Source organism: Pseudomonas sp. GL-R-19 (genome assembly GCF_019956375.1).
Taxonomy (GTDB): Bacteria; Pseudomonadota; Gammaproteobacteria; order Pseudomonadales; family Pseudomonadaceae; genus Aquipseudomonas.
The window spans coordinates 238,814-264,906 of record NZ_JAHBDJ010000011.1 but is presented as its reverse complement, the minus strand read 5'-3'; the positions used below and the strand labels follow the sequence as shown (position 1 = coordinate 264,906).

Sequence of the window (26,093 nt, the reverse complement as noted above, 5' to 3'; positions counted from 1 at the left end):
TTTTTATCGCATGGCGCTTGACGAAGTTTCGCTGATAGGTTTTGATTGCTTCCGCTATCTTTCGAAACGAAACTTATCAGCTCATGTCGAAGCGCAACACACCTCAGCGTCGCCACAACATCCTCGCCTTGCTCAATGAGCAGGGCGAAGTCAGTGTGGACGAGTTGGCCAAGCGCTTCGAAACGTCGGAAGTTACGATTCGCAAGGATCTGGCAGCACTTGAAAGCAATGGTCTGTTGCTGCGTCGTTACGGCGGGGCGATCACCATGCCTCAGGAGCTGGTCGCAGACCTTGGTCAGCCGGTTTCCATATACAAGCAAGCCATCGCCCGTGCCGCCGTCGCGCGGATTCGCGAGCATGCGCGCATCATTATCGACAGTGGCAGTACTACCGCCGCCATGATCCCGGAACTCGGACAGCAACCCGGTCTGGTGGTAATGACCAACTCGCTGCATGTCGCCAATGCCCTGAGCGAACTTGAGCACGAACCGGTGCTGTTGATGACTGGTGGCACCTGGGACCCGCATTCCGAGTCCTTTCAGGGGCAGGTTGCCGAGCAGGTACTACGCTCCTACGACTTCGACCAGCTGTTCATCGGCGCTGATGGCATCGATCTGGTTCGCGGTACAACCACCTTCAACGAACTGCTCGGACTGAGCCGGGTCATGGCCGAAGTCGCCCGCGAAGTGGTCGTGATGGTGGAGGCCGACAAGATCGGCCGCAAGATTCCCAACCTGGAGCTGCCCTGGAGCAGTGTCCATACCCTAATTACGGATGAACGCCTGCCGCTTGAGGCTCGCGATCAGATTCAGGCCCGCGGCATCAATTTGATTTGCGCGGCTGTCAGTCAGGAGAAATAGCATGTGTGGAATTGTCGGCGCAGTCGCAGAACGTAACATCACCGCCATCCTCGTCGAAGGCCTGAAGCGCCTCGAATACCGTGGGTATGACAGCGCTGGCGTGGCGGTCTACACCAACGATGAAAAACTCGAGCGCCTGCGTCGCCCGGGCAAGGTCAGTGAGCTGGAGCAGGCATTGGCCACCGAGCCGCTGGTCGGTCGTCTGGGCATCGCCCACACCCGCTGGGCCACCCACGGTGCACCGTGCGAGCGTAATGCTCACCCGCATTTCTCCGGTGACCTGGCGGTGGTGCACAACGGCATCATCGAAAACCACGAAGCCCTGCGTGAACAACTCAAAGCCCTGGGCTATGTGTTCACTTCGGACACCGACACTGAAGTCATCTCCCACCTGCTGAACCACAAACTCAAGGATCTGCGCGATCTGACTGTGGCCCTCAAGGCAACCGTCAAAGAGTTGCACGGTGCTTACGGCCTGGCAGTGATCAGCGCGCAGCAACCGGATCGCCTGGTCGCAGCCCGCAGCGGCAGCCCGTTGGTGATCGGCCTGGGCCTGGGGGAAAACTTCCTGGCGTCCGACCAGTTGGCCCTGCGTCAGGTCACCGACCGCTTCATGTACCTGGAAGAAGGCGACATCGCCGAAATCCGCCGCGACAGCGTGCAGATCTGGGACGTTGACGGCCAGGCTGTCGAGCGCGAATCCGTGCAGTATCGTGACGGTGCCGAAGCCGCTGAAAAGGGCGAGTTCCGTCACTTCATGCTCAAGGAAATCCACGAGCAACCGTCCGTGGTGCAGCGCACCCTGGAAGGTCGCCTGAGCCAGAACCAGGTACTGGTACAGGCATTCGGCCCACAGGCGGCCGAGCTGTTCGCCAAAGTGCGTAACGTACAGATCGTCGCGTGTGGCACCAGCTACCACGCCGGCATGGTCGCGCGTTACTGGCTCGAAGAGCTGGCCGGCATTCCTTGCCAGGTCGAAGTCGCCAGCGAATTCCGTTACCGCAAGGTGGTGGTGCAGCCGGACACCTTGTTCGTGACCATTTCCCAGTCCGGCGAAACCGCCGACACCCTGGCCGCGCTGCGCAACGCCAAGGAGCTGGGCTTCCTCGCCAGCCTGGCGATCTGCAACGTCGGTATCAGCTCGCTGGTGCGTGAATCCGATCTGACCCTGTTGACCCAGGCCGGTCGCGAAATCGGTGTGGCTTCGACCAAAGCCTTCACCACGCAATTGGTTGGCCTGTTGTTGCTGACGCTTTCCCTGGGCCAGGTTCGTGGCACCTTGGCCAAAGGCGTCGAAGCGACGCTGGTCGAAGAACTGCGTCGTTTGCCGACCCGTCTGGGCGAAGCGCTGGCCATGGACAGCACCGTGGAAAAAATCTCCGAGCTGTTCGCCGAGAAACACCACACGCTGTTCCTCGGCCGTGGCGCGCAGTTCCCGGTAGCGATGGAAGGGGCACTCAAGCTCAAGGAAATCTCCTACATCCACGCTGAAGCCTATCCGGCCGGCGAGCTGAAACACGGCCCGTTGGCGCTTGTGGATAACGACATGCCAGTGGTGACCGTGGCGCCGAACAACGAACTGCTGGAGAAGTTGAAGTCCAACCTCCAGGAAGTTCGCGCCCGCGGTGGCCAGTTGATCGTCTTCGCAGACGAGAAGGCCGGCATGACCAACGGTGAAGGCACCCACGTGGTGCACATGCCACACATCCACGACATCCTGTCGCCGATTCTCTACACCATCCCGCTGCAACTGCTGTCGTACTACGTCGCCGTACTCAAAGGCACCGACGTTGACCAGCCGCGCAATTTGGCGAAGTCGGTAACTGTGGAATAAGTTATCCACAGGTGATTTAAGCTGTTTTTGATTAAAAGTTTTTTGAGATCATCAGCTTAATGTGGTTGACGGGGCGACAAGCTCGCCCCGTCACAGCTCAGTCTTTTCACATTCGACAGTTGAACTATCTTGACGTGGATTTTGTTGTCGTGGGTGTGAGAAATACACTGAGTGATAATCGTGCTAGGGCCCGTCGAAAACCTTCCAATTTAGATAAGTCCCCTCTTGTCCTATGGGTAATGACGCCATAGGCGTAGGGGAGTAATCCTTCCAGCCAATCTCTCGGGTGGATGACTATGTTGTTCTCTAATGTTGATACGACCCAATCTGGTAGCCACGACACATCACGGTCCGAGAAGTTAACTTCGCCGGCGATCAGCAATGCGAGCGTAATACGCAGCGAAGACTTTTCTTTCACTAATCGCTCTTGCAGCGCTTGGCAAGCTTCGGGGTTATCCAGTATCGAGCGAAGATCGTCGGGTTTGCTTAGTTTCAACGAGGCTGGAAGCAGCGCAGACAACGCTGGTAACGTGTCCGCCCAGCGTTTTCGTACCTCTTGATCAATCCCTGCGAAATCCAGTGCCGGGGGGATTGGCGGTGTGTGCTGGATAACAGTAGGCACCAAATAGCGCAGACGAAGACTCATGATGTCCATAAAAAGTCGGTCACTGGCGCATAACGACTCCACGGCAAGTACGGTGTCCAGTTTAGTTGATGGCGGCGGTCCAATAATGAACGTTGCATTGCGTCGGTGGGGCAGGTAATGAACGTCGCCCCAGCTATTGTTTAGGCAGTGGGCGAGCCAAGCTTGGGGCGTAGAACCGTTAAGTGGGGCCAGGTTCATTGGGACGCCAAAACCATTGAACACCACGTGACCAAGGGGATTGAGGCGGCTCTTCAATAGTTGATGGAAGTCGTGTTCAAACACGATCGGGGCATAACCGTACTGAGTGTAAAGGTCGACAATAATGACGTCGTAACGGTCGGGGTTGACGACTAGGAATTGCTCGGCATCGGCGATCTCGCTGTCAAAGTCGATATGCGCTGCCATTCGGTTCCGATTTTCGAGGCTGCGCACCAGTGCTGTCTCGTCCAGATCAATAGCCATTAGACTGGCCACCCTGGTGCTGGCTGCGATCGGTGCCAGTCCTACACCGTCTGAAAGTCCTAGCATCAGAACCGAGATGCGATTCTTAGCTGGATCCCCCAGAAAACCGATACAGCCCATGTCATCATAATATTGACCGCAGAAGATCTGTTCGTGTCGAGCAGATCCAAGACGATCCTTGAGCTCCGGCATCATGTAAGGCCACTCCGTTTGAAAGGGCAGGAGTACGGCGACGCACGTTAGTGCGCAAACGCGTTTGGGTATTTGTCCAGATATGCATTATTGAGTTGCGTATCTTGGGAGCGCATGAAAAGTTTAAAGTCCGGTACTAGAAGGACCAGCAGTGATAACACCAACACCATGACGCCTAGCAGCGTAATTGTCAGGGGGACTCCCAAGTAGGTGATCAGGGCGTTCATCGCGAAACTGCCCAAGGGGCTAGCCGCTGCAGACAGAAATGAAACCGTGGCAAAAATCCGGTTGCGATGGAGCTTGGGGGTCGCCAGCAATCTCACCGCAGAGGTAGGAATATTGATTAACATCAGGCCGATGCCGCCGCAGAAAAAGGCCGCTGGTACGATGAACGACGATGAAATAGTGCCAACCACCACAAGGTTGCCTCCCAGTAGTGCAAAACCTGCGGAGACGCACATGTCACGGGGGACCCGTTCGGATAACCACCCGATGATTTTGTAACTTCCTGCCAAAATGCCCAGTCCGAAGCACGAATCCAGAAGGCCAATGTAAGTGACCGGATATTGGATAACGTCCTTTACGTACAGTGGGATCAAGATAGTGAAAAATGGAAACAGCGCGAAATTGATCAGCATCGCAATAATGGCCAAGTAAAATTCGACTTTCACGCCATAAACCACCTTGAAGCCTGAATAGATCATGCTGAAGCCACTTGCACGTGGTGTTTTTTCGCATGGGTCAACCGCACCGATGTGGCTCGGGATGGTTGCAATCAATGCCCCTGCGATGAGAATTGCAAAAAAATCGGTGACAAAAGCGATAGTGATACCGAACTCGTAAATCAACCCACTGGCCAGTACCGGCCCCAGAAGAATAGAAAAAGACGACATCACACTTTTGGTACGAAAGGCCAAGGAGACTTTATCGTCATCTGTAAACAAAGGAATAATCGACGCCTGGAGAGGGTCGCGCACGCCGACGATCGCACTGCTGAGCATCATCAGGGCGCCAACCGTCCAAGGGTTGAATGTCCCCGTGGCAGACAACAGAACCATCAATAACACTGTGAGAAAGCTGATCCATGAGGTTAGTTTGATGATGAGTATTTTGTTGTACTTATCGCCTAGCCATCCCAGCAAAGGTTTGGCTAACACCTCCGCCGCGATGGAACAGGCAATCATGTTGGCAAAATAGAGCGCAGAGCCTGTTTCTTGCAGAGCCCACCAAGCCACTGCCAGTTGATTGCAACGTCCACCCAAAACCATCAGAAAAAAACTGAATTGCACTTTCAGTAGACGTCGGTCGATGTCGGGTAAACTCCACTTAACACCTGCAAACTTTGCGCTCATTGACGTACCTTTGATCCGGATAAGGCGACTACGCCAGTAGGTTGTTCAAGAAACGACGGGGAGAGTTTCATCCGGGTAGATAGCCAGATAGCGCTCGACGCCACCCTCAAGACAATAGAGTTCTGCATCCTGATTGATGCTGCGAACTGCCAGTAAGGCTGCCTTGCTCCTGACACCGGATTTGCAATAAAAAACGATACGGCGGGCAGGGTCGAGTTCTCCCAGGCGCTTGATGATGTCTTTAAGCGGTATTAGTTTGCCGCCCAGCGAGCGTTGCTGATGCTCACTGACGTCGCGCACATCGACCAATTGAAATGGCGTATATGTCGCTATCCAGTCATGCAATGTGTCGGGTGATAGCCAGTCGCTCTCGCGCCATGCGGGGATAGATGTGGCGCCAAGCGTATTCCCAAGGGTCCCCGCACGTATTTTTTTGTCGATGTTCAATAGATGGAAAGTGTTGTCTAGGCAGTCGATAGACAACAATTGTCCGCTTAAGGGCTCACCGGCATCGAGAATGAGCTTTAGTACTTCATTGGCCTGAAGGCAACCAAGCAAGCCAGGTACGACACCAAGAACGCCCGCTTCCGAGCAGCTTTGTGTCAAGTGCGGTGGTGGCGGTGTTTCGAACAGATCTCGGAAGCAAGGCCCCCTTTGGTGAGTGTGCTGGTTGTAATAGTTAAATACCGACACCTGTCCTTCGAATTGACTGATCGCTGCATAGACCATAGGTTTTTCGCACTCGATACAGGCGTCACTGATGAGGTATTTAGCCTCGAAGTTATCAGTGGCATCGACGATAATGTCGTAATCCGCCAGCAGTGACAGGACATTGTCCGTATTCAGCGTCGTGACAATGGTGTGGACGACGATTTCCGGGTTCAACTGATTGATGCGACGCTTGGCCGCAAGTACTTTCAGGTCGCCCACATCGGCAATCGTATAGAGAATTTGTCGGTGTAAATTACTCACGTCGACGATGTCGTCATCAACGATACCGATCGTCCCGACGCCGGCACCTGCCAGGTACAAAAGTACCGGGCAGCCTAGTCCCCCTGCGCCGACTACTAACACTTTACTGTCTATGAGGCTTTGTTGCCCCTGAACGCCGATCTCACTAAGGATGACTTGGCGAGCATAACGGGTGGTATCTGTCTTCAGTTTGCATTGCATTTCAGCCACCTGCCACTGCGTTAACCAGAATTAAGTGCGCATTACTATTCAATGGACAATGGCGGTGATGCTCACTGGCCACGGGTATGCCGTCGACAAACAACCCAACGAATGGCAGCGGGTACAAATCCTCAGAGAAGACCGGGCCAATAAGACCGGGAAAACGTGCGGTTAATTTTCTCAGTACATCGTTAATACACAAACCTTCAGTGACGTATGTTTTATGTTGATCGGTATAGGGCATGAACTGTCGGGGAAAGTGTATGACTACCATGGGTCATCCTTGAATGGTGTCAGTTGTCAGATCATTGGAGAACGAATCCAGTCTGGAGGTGATCAGTTTTCCAATTTCGGACAACTCGGTCGAAGTTTTGAGAGTAGCCAGACTTTTGAGGAAATACTGGTGCAAATAGTCGAGTCGTTCAGGACGAGCTCGCTCGGAACCGCTGGCCAGCAACCGCCGATGGTAATTCACGGCGCTAACCGCAAACAGGCAAGCCAGTAAGACACCTCTAGGATTCTTGTCGCCGGTTCCGGATGGCAGTATGTAGTTGTTAGAACTACCCTTAAGTTGGAAGTCATAAATCTCGGCGATCAGGCTGGACCAGATATGAGAGAGTTCATGCACCAGCAACTCTTCAAGGTCCGTAATAGTTGTAAACGCAGCTTCGCCCAGAAACATTTGTTGCGGTAGTACAGGATTGGTTAGGCTAACTTGTTCGTTAGTCAACTTATATATTTTGATCGGTAAGTCCAACAAATTTGTCCATTCCGGAAGCAAGGCTTTCAGGTTACTCTTTGCCTCGGTCAGCATATACAGTTCTGCTTTACCCAACGGTTGATGGGGCGGAAACGTTGGTGCGCCCTCGACGTGTCGGTTATACAAATTCGTGGCGAAGTCTGGTTGCAAATAGTCGGTTAAAGGTAATTCGCTTCCTTCGATATTTTTACGTACAACCGCGACAAGCGTTAGAAGTTTCATGCTATTGAATACAGGGTTTACAAATGGTAAACCGCCTATTTCAAATAGTATCTCTGATGGCGACATTTTTTATACCTTCCTTGTCCATGGTTGCAGTTTTAGAAAGCTTTCCAAGTCTAGGCTCTTTATTCTGTAGGCGGAAAAGTTAGCTATGGCGCTGTCTATTTGGTTCTCTGAGATAGCGAGTGCTAACAAAGCCTCCCTCAGACGATTTAGTGTTCGATTCCCGTACCACATGTTTTTCAGATACGTTAGTAAATCGTGTTCCTGTTCTTGCGTAATTATCTGTTCAGTCGTCCAATGTCTTAAAAACTGTCTGATATGTATAAGTGGTTCGCTGAGTGGAAGAAAAGGCTCTTGTGCTTGATGTATCAGGGTTACCTCATCGTCGGACATGTCTTGGTCGCTGGCGAATAGTCGATACACTTCACCAAAGCCTTTCATTCCAAGCGTATCCATTTCACAGGCGCGAATGGCTCCCATGGACGATAATCCCCAGATGCGCCAACCAGCGTTCATTGCGTCCAGTATCTCGGCATGACCGACTGCCGGGTGCGCATGGAACACGCCATCGACAATTGCAAGGTTTGAAGGGGGGGAATACACCATTAGCCGTTCGATATCACCGCGCTTGATTGGAGGACGCAATACCAGTCCGCCACTGCACAGTAATTGACTATCTATCCCATGTAAGGAGGGACCAGCAAACAGCGTGCATATCTCAAGCGCTTTGTTTGACATATGTAAGTAACCTCGGACCAACTCTTTTCAAACCAGGTTCAAAGACTTCAAGCCCCGGAATAATTATTCTGACCACAGAAATGTCTTCTGCCGCTTCACTGAGCAGGACTCTTAGTACGGTGCTGAGTCCGACACGCTGCAATCGCTCAATTAGTAACTCCCAAGCCGATTCGATCGTAGGTATTGCGGCTTCTTGGCAATCGATGGAGGAATAATCGATCATCTGATCTCGGGAGGTGGCCACGTTACGCAAGCGTGAAATGGCCTGAAGTTCAACCGAACGCCCCTTCTTCTCGAAGTATTTGACGCGATCGATAATGTCGTCTCGTCCTCCGTGGATGTGGCTTAAACGACTTTGGGCCGCCTCGCAGATGGCCCTGATCAATGCGATTTCCTTAATGGGATGCAACCCTGAGCCCGTGGCCACAGAGATAGGAGAATGGGAGGACTCTTCCATGATAAAAGCCTGAAAGTAGGCCAGGCCAAAACAGTTCTCTGTATAACGAATCGACAGATTTAATCCCGCATCATTGATCTTAATAATAAGAGCATCAATTTCTGTGCTGTAGCTGTCCAGATTGACGAGACGTGAACGGTCATGTACGTGGTTAAAGGCTTGAATATCGCGTTCCATGAGCTCACAAACAGCGTGTACCGAGGCCTCCTCTAAGTCATTACCAGACGCCAAGCCACTTGAGCTTTCCCCGAAGAGTCGTTGCCCTGGGTTTTCGGGGTAGGGGATGAATACCAGTTCTGCTGGTGCAAGTACTTTTTGTTTCCGTAATATATCTTCTACTTCGATAGCCATGATTAGCGAGTCGGGGGCTACGGAGAAACCATACAGCATGCAGAATTGATTGAATTCTATTCGTCCTTCGTGGCTTTTGATGAGTTGTCTTGGTGTGCTCCTTAACAGTTTCAGTTGCGCGGTGTTGTATTGTGCAAGGCTGAACTCGATGGCTTCCATGTACGCGCCTATCTTAGCCTCTACTGGTCTTAGACCCTTGCCAGCGTTTACGCAAAGAGATCCCTTAAGTGCATCGGGTCGTATGCTGGCGAACACCGGAATGCCGATTCGGTCCAGCCAGGTTGTGTCTGTTACTCGGGTAATTCCCAAGCGAGGGGCTAAATCGTTGATGATAATTTTTAAAGTTTCTTCGGCATTGCGACGACGAAGGCTAGAACTTAACCTGTGCATAAATTATTACACCACCATTAATGAGAGGTATAAGCAAGTTCCATGTTCGGTTTGAAAATAAAAGGGGAGGGAATAGCTTCCCTCCCTTTTTTTCAGGCTGCGATTTTAATATCTTCAGGCAGACTCAACACATTGTTGTTCGACTGATGCGCCACAAAACCGGCGTGCATCAGGCTTTCATCGTTGAGAAGCTTGGAGAATTTTTCTGCAGTTTCTACATCAAGTTCTAGGTCGAGTGTTTCATTGTTTGATGTGGTATTCATTTTCTTTGTCCTATCACTAATATTACGTTTCGGAAATATCGTTTTGCAGCGGCTATGATTTTTCGCCGGCATTACAGCTGGCGTCAAACTATTTGCATGGTGATTGGGTTGAAGTTTTGTTTTTACGGATACAACTTACACAGCCTAGTAAATTTTCTTACAGTAACTGGCTACGTTAGAGTCCATTCCGCTGAAGACCTCGCAGAGGTGAGCAACGAGCGACTGAGGACCAGATTACCTACTCCAGGCCGGCTTAAGTCCCAAAGGCTTGACGCCAGAAAATATGATTTGAATCAATAATTAACCTCCCCCCGTTTCGAGGGAGGCTTTTTCAGGCGTCGCATCAGATGCTTGTCTTGTTCTTTCGGTGTTACAGCAATCTCTTGAGCACGAATGTGGGTCGCGCTCACCAGCTAACTGCTGTTTAACGATCTCCATCACAGCAGCCGTCATCGCTGCGGTTGAGACACCGCACATAAGGATTCCGTTGGCCGGCTCCAGTGGACTGGACAGCCGCTATTGCTCGAAAGCCCACGGTCGATAGGTCACGCCGGAAAAATACAGTGATTTCGCGAAGCTTTCGAATTCGCGCAGCAGCACGAACAACGCGGCCCAAATGGTCATTTGCATAAGGTTGCTAACCAGCATTACCACCATCCCGCTGCAACTGCTGTCCTACTACGTCGCCGTGCTCAAAGGCACCGACGTTGACCAGCCGCGCAACCTGGCGAAGTCGGTCAATGTGGAATAAGTTATCCACAGGTGAAAAACCCCCTCTTCAGGGTAATGCTGTTCAGTTAAGGAAATTGTAGGAGCGAGTTTGCTCGCGATGGACTCAAGAGCGCCGCGTTTAGCCAGTAAATACGCGTTATCGTTGGCGACCATCGCGAGCAAGCTCGTTCCTACAGAGGACCACATTCGCTTAACTGAACAGCATTACCCTCTTCAGGGGGGTCTGTTTCTAGGCGGTCGTAATTCGACGCCGCCGCCGCGTATCCAGCAAATGGACCATCACACAGGCATACAAAGTCACCAGAATGAACAGGCCCATGCGGATGGCGAAGGCGGTGTAGACGTCCTTGCCCGCGGCACTGTCCTGTACCGATTGGCCGAGCAGAATGATCAGGGTCGCCAGGCTGTTGAGCCAGAAACTCGGTGGTTGTCGGGTCCGGGCCAGGCCGTAGAGTTTTCTGGCCACCAGCAAGCCGAACAGCAACATCCACAGAAAGAACATCCACAGGTTGACGAACAGGCTCAGCGCGCACCAGAAAAGAATCGCCATAAGGCCACCGAGCAGGGTCGAGCCGAGCAATTCCTGGCCGGCGGTGCGGGCGCTGGTCGCGCAGCTTTGTTGGCCTAGGCTGACGGCTTTCATGATGATCGGCAGGTAGCTGGCCGGGTCGACCATGGCCAGCAGGAAGGTCGGCAGCACCACCAGCGTGGCACGCAGGGCCAGCCAACTGCTTTCGGTTGGAGAAAGGCTCGGGCCGGGCTTTGCCGCGGGGGCACTGGCGGGGTCGGGAAACAGCCAATGGCTGATGGTCAGCGTTGTCACGGCCAGGAACAGCCCCTTGACCAGGGCCACGATCACCTCAAGCGCCAGGGCGAATTCGGCGGTTCCGGCCGAGCTGATCAAGGTCAGGCCCACCACCAGGAAAGTCGCCACCAGCGGGTTGCCGCCGCGCAGGCCATACCCGAAGGCCATGAACAGGCACAGTCCGACCAGCAGCACACCACTGAACGGGTAGTAACGCAGCAGGGGAATGAGCAGCAGGCCGGTCCCGGTGGTCAACATCAGGATCAGGATCAGACCCAGGCTGGCCTTGAACGGCAACGGTCGGTTCATCGCTGCCAGCATCATCAGCGCCAGCATCGGCGCGAGGAACGGGATGGGCAGGGCCAGACCGAAGCTCGCCGCCAGGCACAGTGCCGTACCGAAGCCCAGGCGCAGGGCGCGCTGGACCCGGGCCGGACGCTCAATACGCATAGGACATCCAGCTCATCAGGCGCAGGAACAGGCGACCCGGAATATTCAGCGGGTTACCTTCACTCGGGAACGCCATGACTTCTGCTTGCCCGCCGGACCGGATGCCCTGCGGGCTGGTCAACTCACCGGGTTCGAACTCGATGATGACCGGAAAGCGCTGGGCAGGGCGTAGCCAATCGCGGCTGTTCTCCACTTTTGGCAGGCTGCCCGGTTGGGTGGTCTGGCCGATATCGACGCCATAGCCGACGCTGCGCACATGACCTTGGTAAATTTTCCCGGGCAGGGCGTCGAGGACGATGGACACCGGCGTCCCGGGCTGGACACTTCCCAGGTTGTTTTCGGTCATATCGGCGCTGATCCACACATCGTGGATGGCAATCAGGGTCATCACCGGCGCACCGGCAGCGGCAAACTGGCCGACATCGGTGCGCAAATCGGTGATCAGGCCGGCCGAGCGTGCGTGGACCTTGGTATTGCTCAAGTCCAGCTCGGCTTTTTCAAGGTTGCTGGCGGCGCTGAGCAACTGGGCGTTTTCGCCTTCATTACCGCCCTGTTGTTCCCGTGCACGTTGCACTTCGGCCTTGGCCGCGGCGACCTGGCTGATGGACTCTTCCAGGGTGGCGCGGGATATTTCCAGGCGTCGCAACGAGATGGTGCCCGGGTCTTCGCGGTACAGGCGTTCAAGCCGCTGGATGTCCTGGCGTGCCTTGAGTTCGTTGGCCTGGGACGCGCGCAGGGACGCTTGCTTGGAGTCGACGCCGGCGGTGTTGGCGCCCACCTGGCGACGGGTCGACTCAAGGTCGGCGCGGGCGCGATCGACGGCAATCTGGTATTGCTCGGGACTGACTTCAAACAGCAACTCACCGGCCTTGACGTCCTGGTTGTTGCGTACATGCACCTTGGTCACCCGGCCGGATACCTCAGCCGCCACCGGCACAACGAAGGCCTGCACCCGTGCCTGTTGCGTGTAGGGCGTATAACGGTCGGCCATCAGGTACCAGACCAGACTCAGGATGATCAGCAGCACCACCCAGTTGATCGCTTTTCTGGCTGGGTCGGCGGCCGGGGCCGAGGCGTTCTCGGCGGCCGGTTGTTGGCTGTCAGTCATGGGCACTTTCCTTCGGTTCGTCGAGCAGATCGCCCCAATCGGTCCGTTGTTGCATCTGTTGGCGGGTGGCCGGGTCGATCATCGGCTGGTCGCTGTACCAGCCGCCGCCCAGGGCCTTGTACAGGGCGATCAGGCTGTTGACGGCGGTGCCACGGTTGACCAGGTAGATATCCTGTTGGGCAAACAGGGCGCGCTGGGCATCCAGCACGCGTTGGAAGTCTGAATAGCCTTCGCGGTATTGGGCATTGGCCAGGGTCACCGAACGTTCGGCGGCTACCGAGGCTTCGCTGAGGATCTGGTCACGCTCCAACGCTTTGATCAAACCGGTAGCGGCATCGTCAGCCTCGCGCGCCGCCTGGCGCACGCTGTCCTGGTAGATAACGATCAGCTGCTGCAGGCGGGCATCCTGCACGCGGACGTTGTTGGTGATCCGGCCATGATCGAAGACGTCCCAGCGCAGGCTGGGGCCGGCCACCATGTCGAGGGTATTGGGCGCACCGTTGAGCGAACTGGCGGACCAGACGATGCTGCCCAGCAGGCTGATGGAGGGGTACAGGTCGGTCTCGGCCACACCGATCAACGCCGACTGCGCCGCCACTTGCAGCTCGGCAGCGCGTACATCGGGGCGCCGCACCAGCAGGTTGGCCGGCACATCCTGCAAGACCGCTGTATCGAGCAGTGGCACCACTCCGGTGTTGCGATTGAGGTCCGGGATCGAGCCGGGTGGTTGGCCGATCAGGGTGGACAACGCATTGCGCAAGCTGGCCACCTGGCTTTCGAAATCCGGGATGGTGCTCAGGGTGCCCAGGTACTGGGTTTTGGCTTGTTGCAGATCGAGTTCGGCTTCGGCCCCGCTGTTGAACAGGCGCTCGGTGATCTCGTAGCTGCGCTTTTGCAATTTGGCGTTACTGCGGGCGATTTGCAGGCGCGCCTCGGCGGTGCGCAAGGCGTAGTAGTTTTGCGCCAGTTGCGCGTGCAACAACACCAGGGCATTTTCATAGTTGGCCTGGGCGGCAAACCAGGAGGCGTCGGCCGACTCGATGGCACGGCTGAAACGCCCCCAGAAATCCAGCTCCCAACCGATGTCGAAGCCGACGCTGTGCTGCCAGAAATGCGTGTCCTGGGGGTTGGCGCCGCCCGACTGTCGACGATTCAAGTACAGGCTGTCGGCGCTGGCTTGTTGCAATTGCGGGTAGCGTCCACTCAGGGCGATGCCCAATTGCGCGCGAGACTCCATGACCCGCAGGCCAGCGATCTGCAGGTCGGCGTTGTGGGCATCGGCTTCGGCGATCAAATGGTCCAGCACCGGATCGTTGAACACGCGCCACCATTGGCGGCTGTCAGGTTGCGCTTGTTGTTGGCCGGCAATCTCCAGGGCCGGGCTGTTCCAGTGGTCGACCCAAGGCTGGGCCGGTGACTGAAAATCCGGCCCCAGTTGCACACAGCCGCTCAGTACGACGGTGCCACAGAGCAGCAGCCGGCTGACGCGAGCAGGGCGAGGCATCAAGCGCACACTCCTCAGAGGGGACGCTGATCGTTCATTGCCTCTATCTTCGGTGTCTCGTTCAACGCCTCGATCTCGGGTGTCTCGTTCATTACCTCGGCAGACGGTTGATCCTGGACCCATTGCCAGAACAGTTGGTAGCCCACCGCCAGCGCAACCGGACCGATGAACAAACCAATGAAACCGCCGCTCACCATGCCGCCCAGGGCGCCAATCAGAATCACCGGCATCGGGACATCGACGCCGCGGCCCAACATCAATGGCTTGAGGACGTTGTCGGCCATCCCGGCAATCAGGCTGTAGATGCCAAACACGATGGTGGCCAGGCTGGTCCCTTCGGTGGCGAAGACATACGCGATCACCGGAAGGGTTACCAGCAGTACTGGCAATTGCATGATCCCCATCAGCAGCGCAACCATCGCCAGCAGGCCGGCACCGGGGACACCCATGAGCACGAAGCCCACGCCCACCAGCAACATCTGAATGAACGCGATGCCTACCACGCCCTGGGCGACCGCGCGGATGGTGGCAGTGCACAGCTCGGTAATGCGTGGGCCACGCTCAGGTCCGGAAAGGCGCGAGGTGATGGCCAGGGCGCTTCTTTCGCCGTTTTCGCCATAGGCCATGAGCACGCCGGCAATGATCAGGGCGCCGATGAACAACAGAAAGCCCACGCCAACGTCGGCCATTTTGCCCAACAAGGTCAGGCCGACGGACTTGATATAGGGCATCACCTTCATCACCACGCTGCTCATGTCGGTGGCAGCCTGCATCCAGTAGCCGTAGAGCGGCTTGCCAATGAGCGGCAGGGAAGCGATTTTTTCGCTGGGGAGCGGAATCTGCATCGTATCGGACTTGAGGATCGCCAGGGTGCCCTGGACCGATTCACTGATCGAGGTGCCCAGCAAGTAGATCGGTACCATCAGCAAAGCCAGGGCGACCACCACGATCAGAGTGGCGGCACGACCGTCCTTGTTGACCAGCTTGCGCTTGATGAGCGCATGCAGTGGATACAGGGTGATGGCCAGAATCAGCGCCCAGAGCATGAGGTTGAGGAACGGGTGGAAGATCTGGAAGCAGAACAGCACCAGCACGGTAATCAGCCCGGCGCGTATCAGTACATCGAGCAAACCACCGGACAGTGCTCTTGCGGAAATGTTTGTGCGCAACATTCTCGAACTCCTTGCGGTGTCACCAGGTTAGCCAGCTAGTTGAAGTTCACTCTTCCCTACGGAGTGACTCTTGAAAGCAAGATCGATGGACAGACGTCCAAGCGTTAACAACTAACGCCTTATTTCACGTAGGGAAGATTTCAACGAGGTACCTACTAATACTCAATAGGTAACAGGGTGGCTTGTAGTATAGGAGCAGTCGTATATTCCGCCTGTTTATGCAGGCTGGAATTCTGCCGTTGTGGATATCGTCCGCTGACGAGCCCATGCCTGGAAATGGGTTGGGAGCCAAGCCAGTGGCTCTTTTTCCCTGTCAGGCATCAGCCGTTGCAGCGGGCGGGTCCGGATAATTGCGAACAGTCGCACCTGTCGCAAGAAAATAATCCTCATTAATTATCAATAATCCCCGGTCTGCTCTTTGAGGTTTGTGCCACGCTTGGTTTTTACAGCGCAGGCGCTAGAGTGCAGTAGCCCATTGATTTACTTGATGGTCGGACGCCAAACTTTGTTATTGCACACTTGCGTTTAACATCCCGGCCTTTTATTGCGATTTATCTATCTGAAATGAGGACAGTGCCATGGACCGCTTCCAGGAAATGCAGGTCTTCGCTGCCGTCGCCCAGGAACAGGGTTTTTCGGCGGCGGCGCGGCGTCTGGGGCTGTCGGCGGCCAGCGTCACCCGAGCGGTGGCGGCGCTGGAGAAGCGTATTGGCACGCAACTGCTCACACGTACCACGCGCAGCGTGTATTTGAGCGAGGCCGGTCAGCGATATCTGGAGGACTGTCGGAGAATTCTCGCCGAGGTGCAGGAAGCCGAGGATTCGGCAGCGGGCAGCCATATCCATCCTCGTGGGCAATTGACCATCACCGCACCGGTCTTGTTTGGCGAGCTGTTTGTCACACCGTTGATGGTGAACTACCTGATGCAATTCCCCGAAGTCTGCATCAACGCGCTGCTGGTGGACCGGGTAGTGAGCGTGGTCGAGGAGGGCGTCGATGTGGCCATCCGCATTGGCGAGCTCCCCGACAGCAACCAGCATGCGATCCGCGTGGGTGAGGTGCGGCGGGTGATCTGCGCATCGCCACAGTATCTGGCCAGCCATGGTCGGCCCAGGCATCCACAGGAGCTGGCTGTGGCGCCGATCATTGCGACATCCGCCATAGGCCAATTGCGGAGTTGGCCATTCATTGAAGACGGCGAAACCTTGAGTGTCCGGGCTGAACCACGACTGGTGGTGACAGCGAATCAGGCGGCCATCACGGCAGCCTGTCTGGGGTTGGGCTTCACGCGGGTACTGTCTTATCAAGTCGCGAGCAAGGTGGCTGCCGGAGAGCTGGAAATCATTTTGGCCGACTTTGAACTGCCGCCGTTGCCCATCCATGTGGTCTATCAGGGCGGGCGTAAAGCGCCGGCCCGGGTGCGCAGCTTTGTTGATTTCGCGGTGAAGACCCTGCGCGAGCATCCGGCGCTCAAGTGTTGAGTTATTTCACCCAATGAAATAATTGATTGCGTTTTATGGTGATTCTGTTGTTTTGGTTGAAGGTAGAGTATGCGCCTCATCGGTGCTGGTCTTCCTGAGCAGCACCACTCACCCGAGGTGTCGACCATGCAAGCGATCAAACTCTACAACTTCCCACGTTCCGGCCACGCTCATCGTGTCGAGTTGATGCTGTCCCTGCTGAAATTGCCGATCGAACTGATCTTCGTTGACCTCGCCAAGGGCGAGCACAAGCAACCGGCGTTCCTGGCGCTCAATGCATTCGGCCAAGTGCCGGTGATTGATGACCAGGGTGTGGTGTTGGCCGATTCCAACGCGATTCTGGTGTATCTGGCGCAAAAATACGGCAACGGTCGCTGGCTGCCGGCTGATCCGGTGGGTGCGGCCAAGGTCCAGCGCTGGTTGTCGGTGGCTGCCGGTCCGATTGCCTTCGGCCCTGCCCGGGCACGTTTGATCACTGTGTTTGGCGCGCCTTACAACGCTGAAGAAGTGATTGCCTACGCCCATACCGTGCTCAAAGTGATCGATCACGAACTGGCTAATACGCCGTATCTGGCCGGCACTGAACCGACGATAGCCGACGTCGCCGCCTACAGCTACATCGCCCATGCGCCTGAGGGCAATGTGTCGCTGGACGAGTACGCAAACATTCGCGCCTGGCTGGCCCGCATCGAAGCCTTGCCAGGTTTTGTCGGCATGCCGCGCACCGTTGCCGGTCTGCAAAAAACCGCCTGATGTTGGTGGCCCGGTATTGCCGGGCCACTCCGTTCTGCGCCACTGGCGCAAGGGAGCAGCCGTATGGACCGTTCACCCTGGCATGCCGGCGAGAAGCAATTGCAGGCGCATGTGGGCGTTGCCGAGCGAATGGAGGTGTTCGGTCGTAAGGTGATTCGCAGTGAGATGCCGGACCAGCACCGCACGTTCTATCAGCAATTGCCGTTCATGCTGTACGGGGTGGTGGGTGCCGACGGTCATCCCTGGGCCAGCATCCTTGAAGGTGAGCCTGGTTTCGCCCACTCGCCAGAACCGGGCTTGCTGCAATTTCGCAGCCTGCCTGCCGTTGACGATCCTGCGCAGGTGAGCGACGGCTCGGCCATTGGCTTGTTGGGTATCGAGCTGCACACTCGCCGTCGCAACCGCATCAATGGCCATGTCCGCGCCATGTCTACGGGTGGTTTCGCCGTGACGGTAGACCAGTCCTTCGGCAATTGCCCGCAGTACATTCAGTTGCGCCAGTTTCGCTCGGTGCCGCTGGCCGATCCTTCGACACGTGCCGCCGAGCATTTCAACGAACTGGATGATGCGGCCAAAGCCATGATCGCCGAGGCGGACACGTTCTTCGTTGCCAGTTATGTGGATGTCGACGGTGAACGTTCGGTGGATGTGTCTCACCGTGGTGGGCAGAGCGGTTTCGTACGCGTGGAAGGCAATCGCCTGACCATTCCGGACTTCGCCGGCAACCTGCACTTCAACACCTTGGGCAACCTGCTGCTCAACCCCCGGGCCGGATTGCTGTTCATCGATTTCAATAGCGGTGATTTGCTGCAGCTCAGCGGACGCACTGAAATCATCCTGGAGGGCCCTCAGGTCGAGGCGTTCCAGGGAGCCGAGCGTCTGTGGACAATCGATGTCGAGCAGGTGGTACGTCGCCCCGCCGCCCTGGCCTTGCGCTGGCGCTTCGATGGCGTGTCACCCACCAGTTTGCTCACCGGCACATGGGAGCAGGCCACGGCGCGTTTGCAGGCCAAAGCCCTGGGTGATCAATGGCGGCCGTTGCGGGTGGCGCGGATTGAAGCGCAAAGCCACAACATTCGCTCGATTTACCTGGAGCCTGCCGACGGAGCCGGGTTGCCACTGTTCCAGGCCGGGCAGCATTTGCCCCTGCGTTTCAACATTGACGGTGAAGTGCACATCCGCACCTACAGTTTATCGAGCGCGCCGTCCGATGATTTTTTCCGCATCAGCGTGAAGCGTGACGGGCGGGTGTCTACTCATTTGCATGAGCAGATTCGTGTTGGCGATCTATTGGAAGCGCGGGCGCCGCAAGGGCATTTCACCGTCGCACCCCATGAGCGTCGGCCTTTGGTGTTGCTGGCGGCCGGGGTCGGTATCACGCCGCTGTTGTCGATGTTGCGGGAGGTGGTTTACCAGGGATTGCGCACCCGCCGTATCCGCCCGACATGGTTCATCCAGAGTTCGCGCACACTGGCTGACCAGCCATTTCGCCGGGAGCTGGATCGCTTGCTCGAAGACGCCGGTGACGCAGTGCGGGTGGTGCGTTTGCTCAGCCAACCGGAAGCCGAGGCGATGCAAGGAGAGGACTTCGACCTCAGTGGACGGATCGACGTCGCGCTGCTCAAGGATCTGCTGACAGTCGAGGACTACGATCAGCTGGATTTTGTCGTCTGTGGCCCCGGAAGTTTTACCCAGGCGTTGTACGACGGCTTGCGTGAACTGGACATTCGCGATTCGCGGATTCACGCCGAAACCTTCGGTCCGTCCACCTTGCGTCGGCGACCGGACCCCGATGCGGTGGTCATCGAGCAACCGCCAGCCGCCACCACGTCGGTGCCCGTGGTGTTCCAGCGCTCGGCCAAGGAAGCGCGCTGGCAGCCGGAGGGCGGCAGCTTGCTGGAGTTGGCGGAAAGCCGTGGCCTGCGCCCGGAATTCAGTTGTCGCGGTGGCTCATGCGGCACCTGCAAGACGCGATTGGTCAGCGGTCAGGTGCATTACCCACTGCCGCCAGCGGAGGTGCCGGATGACGGACAGGTGCTGATTTGCTGTGCGATTCCGGCGCAAGGGGCGCAGCCGTTGGTGCTCGATATCTGAAGATCGCTGCAGGCCAACATTGCCCGCCGGTCGATGGCTGGGTAGGGTAGTGAGCAGAACGAAAAAGGGCCGCAATGGCCCTTTCTGCATTTCAGGAACAGGCGTTTTAATGGTTTTTTTCACTCGCTCGATGGTCTTGCTGATGGCGCTGGCGCTCACCACCGGATGCGAAAGACAGGGTGCACCGCCGCTGGATCAACAGCTTTACGTCTGGCAGCGGCAGTGGACGCCGGCCCACGACGCTGCCCTCAGGGACAGCCGCGCCGACTTTTCGACGTTGCGGGTGCTGGCCTTGCAGGCTTTCCCCAACGCAGGCTGGAGTCGGGCCCGAATTGACCCGGCACTGCTCAAGCGTGATGGCCGGCCGGTGATTGCGGTGGTTCGCCTGGATGGGCAGCTCAAGGAGCTGGATCAGGACGAGGTCACTGCGCAGATCCAGCAGGTGATCAGCGATTGGCAGGGACAGGGGTTGAACCTCACCGGCGTGGAAATCGACCACGACGCCGGTAATGCCCGGCTACCGGCGTACCGCGAGTTTCTCGCGCATTTGCGCGAAGCGTTGCCGTCTTCGCTGCCGCTGAGCATCACGGCGTTGCCGTCCTGGCTCGGCAGCCGCGAGCTGCCAGCGCTGTTATCCACAGTCGACAGCAGCGTGCTGCAGGTGCACGCGGTGAGCGATCCGCGTCGCGGTTTATTTGATGCCGATCAGGCCCGGCAATGGGCGAAGACCTGGAGCCGCGTCACAACAAAACCTTTCTTTCTGGCGCTGCCGGCTTATGGCGTGGCGTTGCTGCCGTCGGTGGGCGGCGCGCCTGTGGTGGAAAGCGAAGTGACGGTGGAGCGTGCAGGCCAGCGTCGGGAATTACTCGCCGACCCGCAGACGTTGCGCACCCTCGGCACCGAGTTGCGTGCCGATCCACCGAAACATCTGGCGGGCCTGATCTGGTTTCGCCTGCCATTGGCCAACGACCGCCGGGCCTGGAGCTTGACCACCTTGCGCGCCGTGGTGCGTGGTGATGTCCTCAGCAGTCAATTGATACTGCAACTCTCGGCTGACAATGGCCTCTATGACATTGGCATCGGCAACCGGGGCAATCTCGACAGTACCTGGCCCGAACGTCTGACCCTGGCGGTCAGTGATTGTGAAGGGGCCGATGCCCTGGCCGGTTACGCGTTGCAACAGAGCCCGGATCTGCTTACTTTCACCCGCCTGCGCGACGGTCGAATACCGGCCGGCGGACAACGTGCCATTGGTTGGGCTCGTTGCGCACACATTGATCAAGGAGGTTCGAATGTTCACCCGTAACTGGCCGCGTCATTTGCTTTGCCTGAGCCTCAGCCTGCCATTGGGTTCGGCACTGGCCTGCGGCCCGGACTTCCCCATGCGTCTGCTGGATAACCGAGGCCAGTCGCTGGCGGAACTGCCGGAAGGCAACTTCCGCTTCGAGATCAGCCGCCTCGGCCACGCCATCAACGGGTTGAAGAACGTGACCGCTGGCGCCAGCTACGCGGATGAACCTGACCCGGTAGCGCTGCGCGATCAGGCCGAGCAGGCCGGACTTTCCGCTGAGCAACAAGTGTTGGTGAAACACCTGCGCAGCCTGACGGATGCCCGCCAGGTTGAAACCCAAGGGGCGCAACTGCCGCCCGAACTCAAATTGTACCTGGCGGGTGCCGTGGCATTTGGCGCGGGTGATCCTGCCTTGGCCGCCGGGTATTTCAAGAAAGTGCTGGCTTTGCCCGCCGAGCAAAGGGCCTCGCGCAGTACCTGGGCGGCTTACTCGCTGGGGCGTGCATTGTTCGCTATGAGCGTCGAAGCCGATGCGGCCCCGGATCTGCTCGAACAATCGCGCAAGGCCTTTGAGCAAACCCGGCAGCTGAGCATCGACGGCTTCAGCGATCCACTGGAACTGGGCGTCGCCAGCCTCGGCGAAGAAGCCCGGGTGGTGCGCACCGCCGGCGACTGGAACCGCGCCATCGAGCTGTACGCGACGCAGAATCTGCATGGCTCCGCGGTGGGCTACACCTCGTTGAAGCTGTTGATGGCGGGCCTGATGACGCTGCCGGAGGATCAAGTGGCCGAGTTGCTCAAGGGGCAGCCCGTGCAGCAGTTGGTGACCGCGTCGCTGATCAGCCGGTTGGGTTGGTCGTTTGGCGACCAACCTGCCAACGAACAAAAAATGATCAAGCTGCTGCAAAACAGCACCCGCGGCAGTCTCGAAAACGCCGATCGTCTGGCGGCGATGAATTATCAACAGGGCGATTACGCCAGCGCCAAGGCTTTCCTCGAACATGCCGGCGATGGCGGGTTGGCCTGGTGGTTGCGGGCAAAACTGGCGGTGCGCGAGGGCGATAAAACCGCGGCCGCCGCAGCCTATGCCAAAGCGGCCCAGGCCTTCCCGCAGAATGAGTCCTGGGGCGAGCGACGGACCCCGGACTACGATTACGAAACGCTTCAGCCCAAATGCCGGGTCGAGGGTGAAAGTGCGATCCTGGCCCTGCAACGCGGGGATTACCTGCAAGCCTTCGATCAGCTGTATCGCAGCCAAAGCATTTACTGGTTCGATGCCGCCACCGTAGCCGAGCGCGTGTTGACCCTCGAAGAACTCAAGCACTACGTCGACACTCAAGTACCGGCACCGCCGCCGCTCAGCCAGCAGGACCGCGACAACTACGTGCCCTTGCCGGTGGCGGCGAGCCTGCGCAATCTGCTGGGGCGGCGTTTGTTGCGCGAGGGGCATTACGAGCAAGCACCGGCGTACTTCGACAATGACGGCTTGCGGCACAAGGCCAAACTGTATGGCGAGCAACGTATGGCGGCTGATTCAGCCTGGTGGCCGACCCGTCGCGCCGCTGCGCTGTTCAATGCGGCCTGGACGGCCCGCGAGTGGGGCATGGACATCCTGGGCTACGAAATGGCGCCGGATTACGCCACGTTCGGCGGTAACTATATGCTTGAAAACGCCGAACTGAAGGTCGGTCCATTGGTGGCCGAGGACGAAGTGAAGCGTCAGCAAGCCAGTGCTGCCCAGCCTGATCAGCGTTACCACTATCGCTTCGTGGCCACGGCGCTGGCGAGCAAGGCGGCGGATAACTTGCCTCACACCAGTCAGGCGTTTGCCGCGGTGCTGTGTGAGGCGTCGGGGTGGAACAGCAGCCTCGAGGAGCAACGCGCGATTTATCAGCGTTATGTCAGAGAAGGGCCATACGTGGAATGGGCCGCTGATTTCGGCCACCAGTGCCCGTATCCCGACTTTGAAAACGCCAACAAGCGCTACGTGACCCAAGTCACCGACGCTGCGCGTTCGGCGTTGCGCCCGTACAAGACGCCGTTGCAGGTTGGTAGCGTACTGGCGGTCGCGGCAGGCGCGCTGTTGATGTTCACGCGTCGCCGCCGCAAGGCGCAGTGAGGTTCAAGCCTGTTGCACAAAGGTCAGCCGCACGGCGAAACCGATCAACAGGCTGCCGAACAACCATTGTTGCAGGCGCTGGGCCGAAGGGCTGCGTTGCAGCCAACGGCCCAGTGCCGCACCGACCAGGGCGTAAGCACTGTCGAACAGCAAACCGACACCGACCAGCACCACGCCCAACGTCGCAAATTGCCCGAGCACCGGTCCGGCCTGTGGGTTGATGAATTGCGGTAGCAGCACCGAGCAGAACAACAGTGCCTTGGGGTTGAGCAGGTTGGTCAACAGTCCGCGTCGGATGGCTGCGCCCCAGCGCGGTTTTTCGCCGGTTGTGTCAGTGCCGGTCAAGCTCGGCAGCATCGTGGTTCGCAGGCACTGAATGCCGATCCACAGCAAGTACGCGGCGCCTGCCAGGCGCACCACATCGAAGGTCCAGGGCGCCGCCTTGAACAGTGCTGCCAGCCCCAGTGCCGCCAATGCCACATGACAACCCCGGGCGATGCCCAAACCCACGGCCGTGGCCAGCGCGGCACCTTTGCCCTGGCGGGCACCGGTCTGCAACAGCAGGATCATGTCAGGCCCCGGCAACAGATAGACCACCGCCAGTGCCATGAAAAACAGCCAGAGTCCTTCCACGTTGCACCCCATTCGTTGTCGATTCGGTGGTGCCAGTCTAGGGCTGAAGGGCAGGGCAGGTGCTTGCGTTGTCGGCTTCTATCGGGCGCCGTATTGGCATAATCTGCCACTTTCTTTCGCTCGAACCATCTGGATCTGCCAAACCATGAAACTCGACGCCTATGACCGCAAGATTCTCGCCGCGCTGCAACGGGATGGACGCCTGAGCAATGTGCAACTGGCAGACGAGATCGGCCTGTCGGCGTCACCCTGCTTGCGCCGGGTGCGGATGCTTGAAGACGCGGGGGTGATTCGCGGCTACCAGGCCAATCTGGATCGCGATGAGGTGGGGTTAGGGCTGACGGTGTTTGTCGGAGTCAAGGTCGAGCGTCATAACGACGAACAAGCCGAAAGCTTTCGCTTGGCGGTGACGGCATTACCCGAGGTGATTTCGGCGTTTCTGGTGTCAGGGGAGTCGGATTTTCTGCTGCAGGTGGTGGTGCCGGACTTGCGTGCCTATGACCGGTTTCTCACCGGGCGTTTGTTGAAGCTGCCGGGAGTGAGCGATATCCGCAGCAATTTTGCGATTCATACGGTGAAGGCGCCGGGGGCGTTGCCGTTGGAGCATTTGCCGCTCTAGACCGAGTCGTCTGCATCGTCGGAACGCCGCCCGGAGCAAGCTCGCTCCCACAGGTACAACGCAAACCTTGTGGGAGCGAGCCTGCTCGCGAATGCGATAGATCAGTCACTGCAACTCTTCAGGTCTTACATCTGCGTCGCCATCCCCTCCACATCCATCGCCGCCTGGCGCAAGGCCTCGGAGCGGGTCGGGTGTGGGTGGCAGGTCAGGGCGATGTCTTCGGCCGAGGCGCTGAACTCCATGGCCACGCAATACTCGCCAATCATTTCACTGACGCTCGGGCCGACCAGATGCACGCCCAGGACTTCGTCCGTGCGCTCATCGGCCAGCACTTTGGCGAAGCCTTCGGTTTCGTGGTTGATCTTCGCCCGGCTGTTGGCGGTGAAGGGAAACTTGCCGACCTTGTACGCGCGGCCTTCAGCCTTGAGCTGCTCTTCGGTCTTGCCGACACTGGCCAGTTCCGGTCTGGTGTAGACCACACTGGGGATCAGGTCGTAGTTGACCTCGCCTGCCTTGCCGACGATCTGCTCGACGCAGGCCATGGCTTCGTCCTCGGCCTTGTGGGCGAGCATGGGACCCGAAGTCACGTCACCAATCACCCAGACCCCGGCGGCTTCGGTTCGATGACCCTTGTTGGCGAGCATGCCGCGTTTGTCCGTCGCGAGGCCGACATTCTCCAGGCCCAGGCCCTGGGTATAAGGCCGGCGCCCGATGGCCACCAGTACGTAATCGGCTTCCAGCAACTCGGCAGCACCGCCTGCGGCAGGCTCGATGCTGAGCTGCACACCGGAGGCGGAGGTGGTGGCGCTGGTCACTTTTGAACTCAATTTGAAACTCAAGCCTTGCTTGCTCAGGGAACGCTGCAGGGTTTTGCCGGCTTCGATGTCCACGCCGGGGCAGATCCGGTCGAGAAACTCGACCACCGTTACCTGCGCCCCCAGGCGCCGCCATACCGAACCCAGCTCAAGACCGATCACGCCAGCGCCGATCACCACCAGATGCTTGGGCACTTCGGTCAGCGCCAGGGCGCCGGTGGAGTCGAGTATGCGTTTGTTATCGATGTCCACGCCGGGCAGGGGCGTGGGCTCGGAACCGGTGGCGATGATGATGTCCTTGGCGCTCAGTTCGGTCTTGCCACCGGCGCTATCGGTCACCGTGACTTTGCCCGGCCCGTCGATGTGGCCCCAGCCCTTGATCCAGTCGACTTTGTTTTTGCGGAAAAGAAACTCGATGCCCTTGGTCAGCCCGGTAACGCTTTCATCCTTTTGCTTCATCATTTGGGCGAGGTTGAGGCTGGGTTTGACGTCGATCCCCAGGTTGGCAAATTCCGCGCCCATGGCCGCGTCGTACAGTTCGGAGGCATGCAGTAATGCCTTGGATGGCATGCAGCCGACGTTCAGGCAGGTGCCGCCGAGTGTGGCGCGTCCTTCCACGCAGGCCGCCTTCAGACCCAGTTGTCCGGCGCGGATCGCTGCGTTGTAACCGCCCGGGCCTGCGCCGAGTATCACGACGTCATAAGTGCTCATGGATGTACTCCTGGATCGAAAGGGGAAGGATCGGTAAAAGTAGTTCCCGGATAAAATTACGAACGTAATATGTGCGTTCTGCCGCATTTCGGTCAAGGCTTCA

General features: G+C 57.7%; 21 protein-coding genes and 1 pseudogene. 9 read left to right on the top strand and 13 right to left on the bottom strand.

Features of this window, described 5'->3' with window-relative positions; all coding sequences use genetic code 11:
- Nucleotides 1–83 precede the first annotated feature (83 nt).
- Together KGA83_RS07635 and glmS are read left to right on the top strand one after the other, a co-directional pair.
- On the top strand, nt 84–860 hold the full coding sequence (locus KGA83_RS07635; protein WP_108218803.1) for a DeoR family transcriptional regulator: 777 nt from the start codon (nt 84–86) through the stop codon (nt 858–860).
- A 1-nt stretch (nt 861) separates the two neighbouring features.
- Nucleotides 862–2,694 (top strand): glutamine--fructose-6-phosphate transaminase (isomerizing), encoded by a 1,833-nt coding sequence (gene glmS, locus KGA83_RS07630; RefSeq protein ID WP_108218804.1) that lies wholly within the window; start codon nt 862–864, stop codon nt 2,692–2,694.
- 124 nt (nt 2,695–2,818) lie between these two features.
- On the opposite strand, the gene KGA83_RS07625 is transcribed toward glmS, so the two are convergent.
- From KGA83_RS07625 to KGA83_RS07595, 7 genes are all read right to left on the bottom strand, one after another.
- Nucleotides 2,819–3,997, bottom strand: a complete 1,179-nt coding sequence (locus KGA83_RS07625) for a spermidine synthase (protein WP_223529357.1) — start codon at nt 3,995–3,997, stop codon at nt 2,819–2,821.
- 44 nt (nt 3,998–4,041) lie between these two features.
- Nucleotides 4,042–5,346 carry an MFS transporter gene (locus KGA83_RS07620; protein ID WP_223529354.1) on the bottom strand — a complete coding sequence of 435 codons (1,305 nt, stop codon included), beginning with the start codon at nt 5,344–5,346 and terminating at the stop codon, nt 4,042–4,044.
- 45 nt (nt 5,347–5,391) lie between these two features.
- A complete protein-coding gene (gene moeB, locus KGA83_RS07615; RefSeq protein WP_223529351.1) occupies nt 5,392–6,519 on the bottom strand; it encodes a HesA/MoeB/ThiF family protein in 1,128 nt (375 codons plus the stop codon).
- 277 nt (nt 6,520–6,796) lie between these two features.
- The gene (locus tag KGA83_RS07610; RefSeq protein WP_150757427.1) at nt 6,797–7,567 is read right to left on the bottom strand and encodes a hypothetical protein; all 771 of its coding nucleotides are present in this window, start codon (nt 7,565–7,567) and stop codon (nt 6,797–6,799) included.
- Between the two features lie 3 nt (nt 7,568–7,570).
- The gene (locus KGA83_RS07605; protein ID WP_223529348.1) at nt 7,571–8,242 is read right to left on the bottom strand and encodes a TfuA-like protein; all 672 of its coding nucleotides are present in this window, start codon (nt 8,240–8,242) and stop codon (nt 7,571–7,573) included.
- Nucleotides 8,223–9,440, bottom strand: a complete 1,218-nt coding sequence (locus KGA83_RS07600) for a YcaO-like family protein (protein ID WP_223529345.1) — start codon at nt 9,438–9,440, stop codon at nt 8,223–8,225. Before KGA83_RS07600 ends, KGA83_RS07605 begins: the two co-directional genes overlap by 20 nt.
- Before the next feature lie 92 nt (nt 9,441–9,532).
- Nucleotides 9,533–9,703 (bottom strand): hypothetical protein, encoded by a 171-nt coding sequence (locus KGA83_RS07595; protein ID WP_223529342.1) that lies wholly within the window; start codon nt 9,701–9,703, stop codon nt 9,533–9,535.
- Between the two features lie 652 nt (nt 9,704–10,355).
- On the opposite strand from KGA83_RS07595, the pseudogene KGA83_RS30045 reads away from it, so the two are divergent.
- Nucleotides 10,356–10,454: pseudogene (locus KGA83_RS30045) on the top strand (hypothetical protein); the annotation flags it as partial.
- A gap of 210 nt (nt 10,455–10,664) precedes the next feature.
- Here KGA83_RS30045 and KGA83_RS07590 read toward each other — a convergent pair.
- Genes KGA83_RS07590 through KGA83_RS07575 form a run of 4 tightly spaced genes read right to left on the bottom strand, consistent with a single transcriptional unit; the run spans nt 10,665 to nt 15,474 of the window.
- Nucleotides 10,665–11,690: a DUF2955 domain-containing protein gene (locus tag KGA83_RS07590; RefSeq protein WP_223529339.1), complete on the bottom strand. Its 1,026-nt coding sequence runs from the start codon at nt 11,688–11,690 to the stop codon at nt 10,665–10,667.
- A complete protein-coding gene (locus tag KGA83_RS07585; RefSeq protein ID WP_223529336.1) occupies nt 11,680–12,798 on the bottom strand; it encodes an HlyD family secretion protein in 1,119 nt (372 codons plus the stop codon). Before KGA83_RS07585 ends, KGA83_RS07590 begins: the two co-directional genes overlap by 11 nt.
- A complete protein-coding gene (locus KGA83_RS07580) occupies nt 12,791–14,302 on the bottom strand; it encodes an efflux transporter outer membrane subunit (protein ID WP_223529333.1) in 1,512 nt (503 codons plus the stop codon). The genes KGA83_RS07585 and KGA83_RS07580 overlap by 8 nt, the downstream gene beginning before the upstream one ends.
- Nucleotides 14,303–14,316: 14 nt before the next feature.
- Nucleotides 14,317–15,474 carry an AI-2E family transporter gene (locus KGA83_RS07575; protein ID WP_223529330.1) on the bottom strand — a complete coding sequence of 386 codons (1,158 nt, stop codon included), beginning with the start codon at nt 15,472–15,474 and terminating at the stop codon, nt 14,317–14,319.
- Nucleotides 15,475–16,052: 578 nt separating this feature from the next.
- On the opposite strand from KGA83_RS07575, the gene KGA83_RS07570 reads away from it, so the two are divergent.
- The 5 genes from KGA83_RS07570 to KGA83_RS07550 all read left to right on the top strand — a co-directional run bounded on the left by KGA83_RS07570 (nt 16,053) and on the right by KGA83_RS07550 (nt 23,212).
- Nucleotides 16,053–16,955, top strand: a complete 903-nt coding sequence (locus KGA83_RS07570; RefSeq protein ID WP_108218810.1) for a LysR family transcriptional regulator — start codon at nt 16,053–16,055, stop codon at nt 16,953–16,955.
- Between the two features lie 126 nt (nt 16,956–17,081).
- Entirely contained in the window at nt 17,082–17,708 is a 627-nt protein-coding gene (locus KGA83_RS07565; RefSeq protein WP_108218880.1) for a glutathione S-transferase family protein, read from the top strand.
- A gap of 63 nt (nt 17,709–17,771) precedes the next feature.
- Entirely contained in the window at nt 17,772–19,802 is a 2,031-nt protein-coding gene (locus tag KGA83_RS07560; RefSeq protein WP_223529327.1) for a pyridoxamine 5'-phosphate oxidase family protein, read from the top strand.
- A 109-nt stretch (nt 19,803–19,911) separates the two neighbouring features.
- Nucleotides 19,912–21,108 (top strand): DUF3142 domain-containing protein, encoded by a 1,197-nt coding sequence (locus tag KGA83_RS07555; RefSeq protein WP_108218812.1) that lies wholly within the window; start codon nt 19,912–19,914, stop codon nt 21,106–21,108.
- Nucleotides 21,095–23,212 (top strand): hypothetical protein, encoded by a 2,118-nt coding sequence (locus tag KGA83_RS07550; RefSeq protein WP_223529321.1) that lies wholly within the window; start codon nt 21,095–21,097, stop codon nt 23,210–23,212. Before KGA83_RS07555 ends, KGA83_RS07550 begins: the two co-directional genes overlap by 14 nt.
- A 3-nt stretch (nt 23,213–23,215) precedes the next feature.
- Here the strand turns inward: KGA83_RS07550 and KGA83_RS07545 are convergent, their stop codons facing one another.
- The gene (locus tag KGA83_RS07545) at nt 23,216–23,845 is read right to left on the bottom strand and encodes a LysE family translocator (protein WP_223529316.1); all 630 of its coding nucleotides are present in this window, start codon (nt 23,843–23,845) and stop codon (nt 23,216–23,218) included.
- A gap of 145 nt (nt 23,846–23,990) precedes the next feature.
- On the opposite strand from KGA83_RS07545, the gene KGA83_RS07540 reads away from it, so the two are divergent.
- Nucleotides 23,991–24,464, top strand: a complete 474-nt coding sequence (locus KGA83_RS07540; protein ID WP_108218814.1) for an Lrp/AsnC family transcriptional regulator — start codon at nt 23,991–23,993, stop codon at nt 24,462–24,464.
- 125 nt (nt 24,465–24,589) lie between these two features.
- Here KGA83_RS07540 and lpdA read toward each other — a convergent pair whose 3' ends face one another.
- Nucleotides 24,590–25,990 (bottom strand): dihydrolipoyl dehydrogenase, encoded by a 1,401-nt coding sequence (gene lpdA, locus KGA83_RS07535; protein WP_223529314.1) that lies wholly within the window; start codon nt 25,988–25,990, stop codon nt 24,590–24,592.
- Between the last annotated feature and the right edge of the window lie 103 nt (nt 25,991–26,093).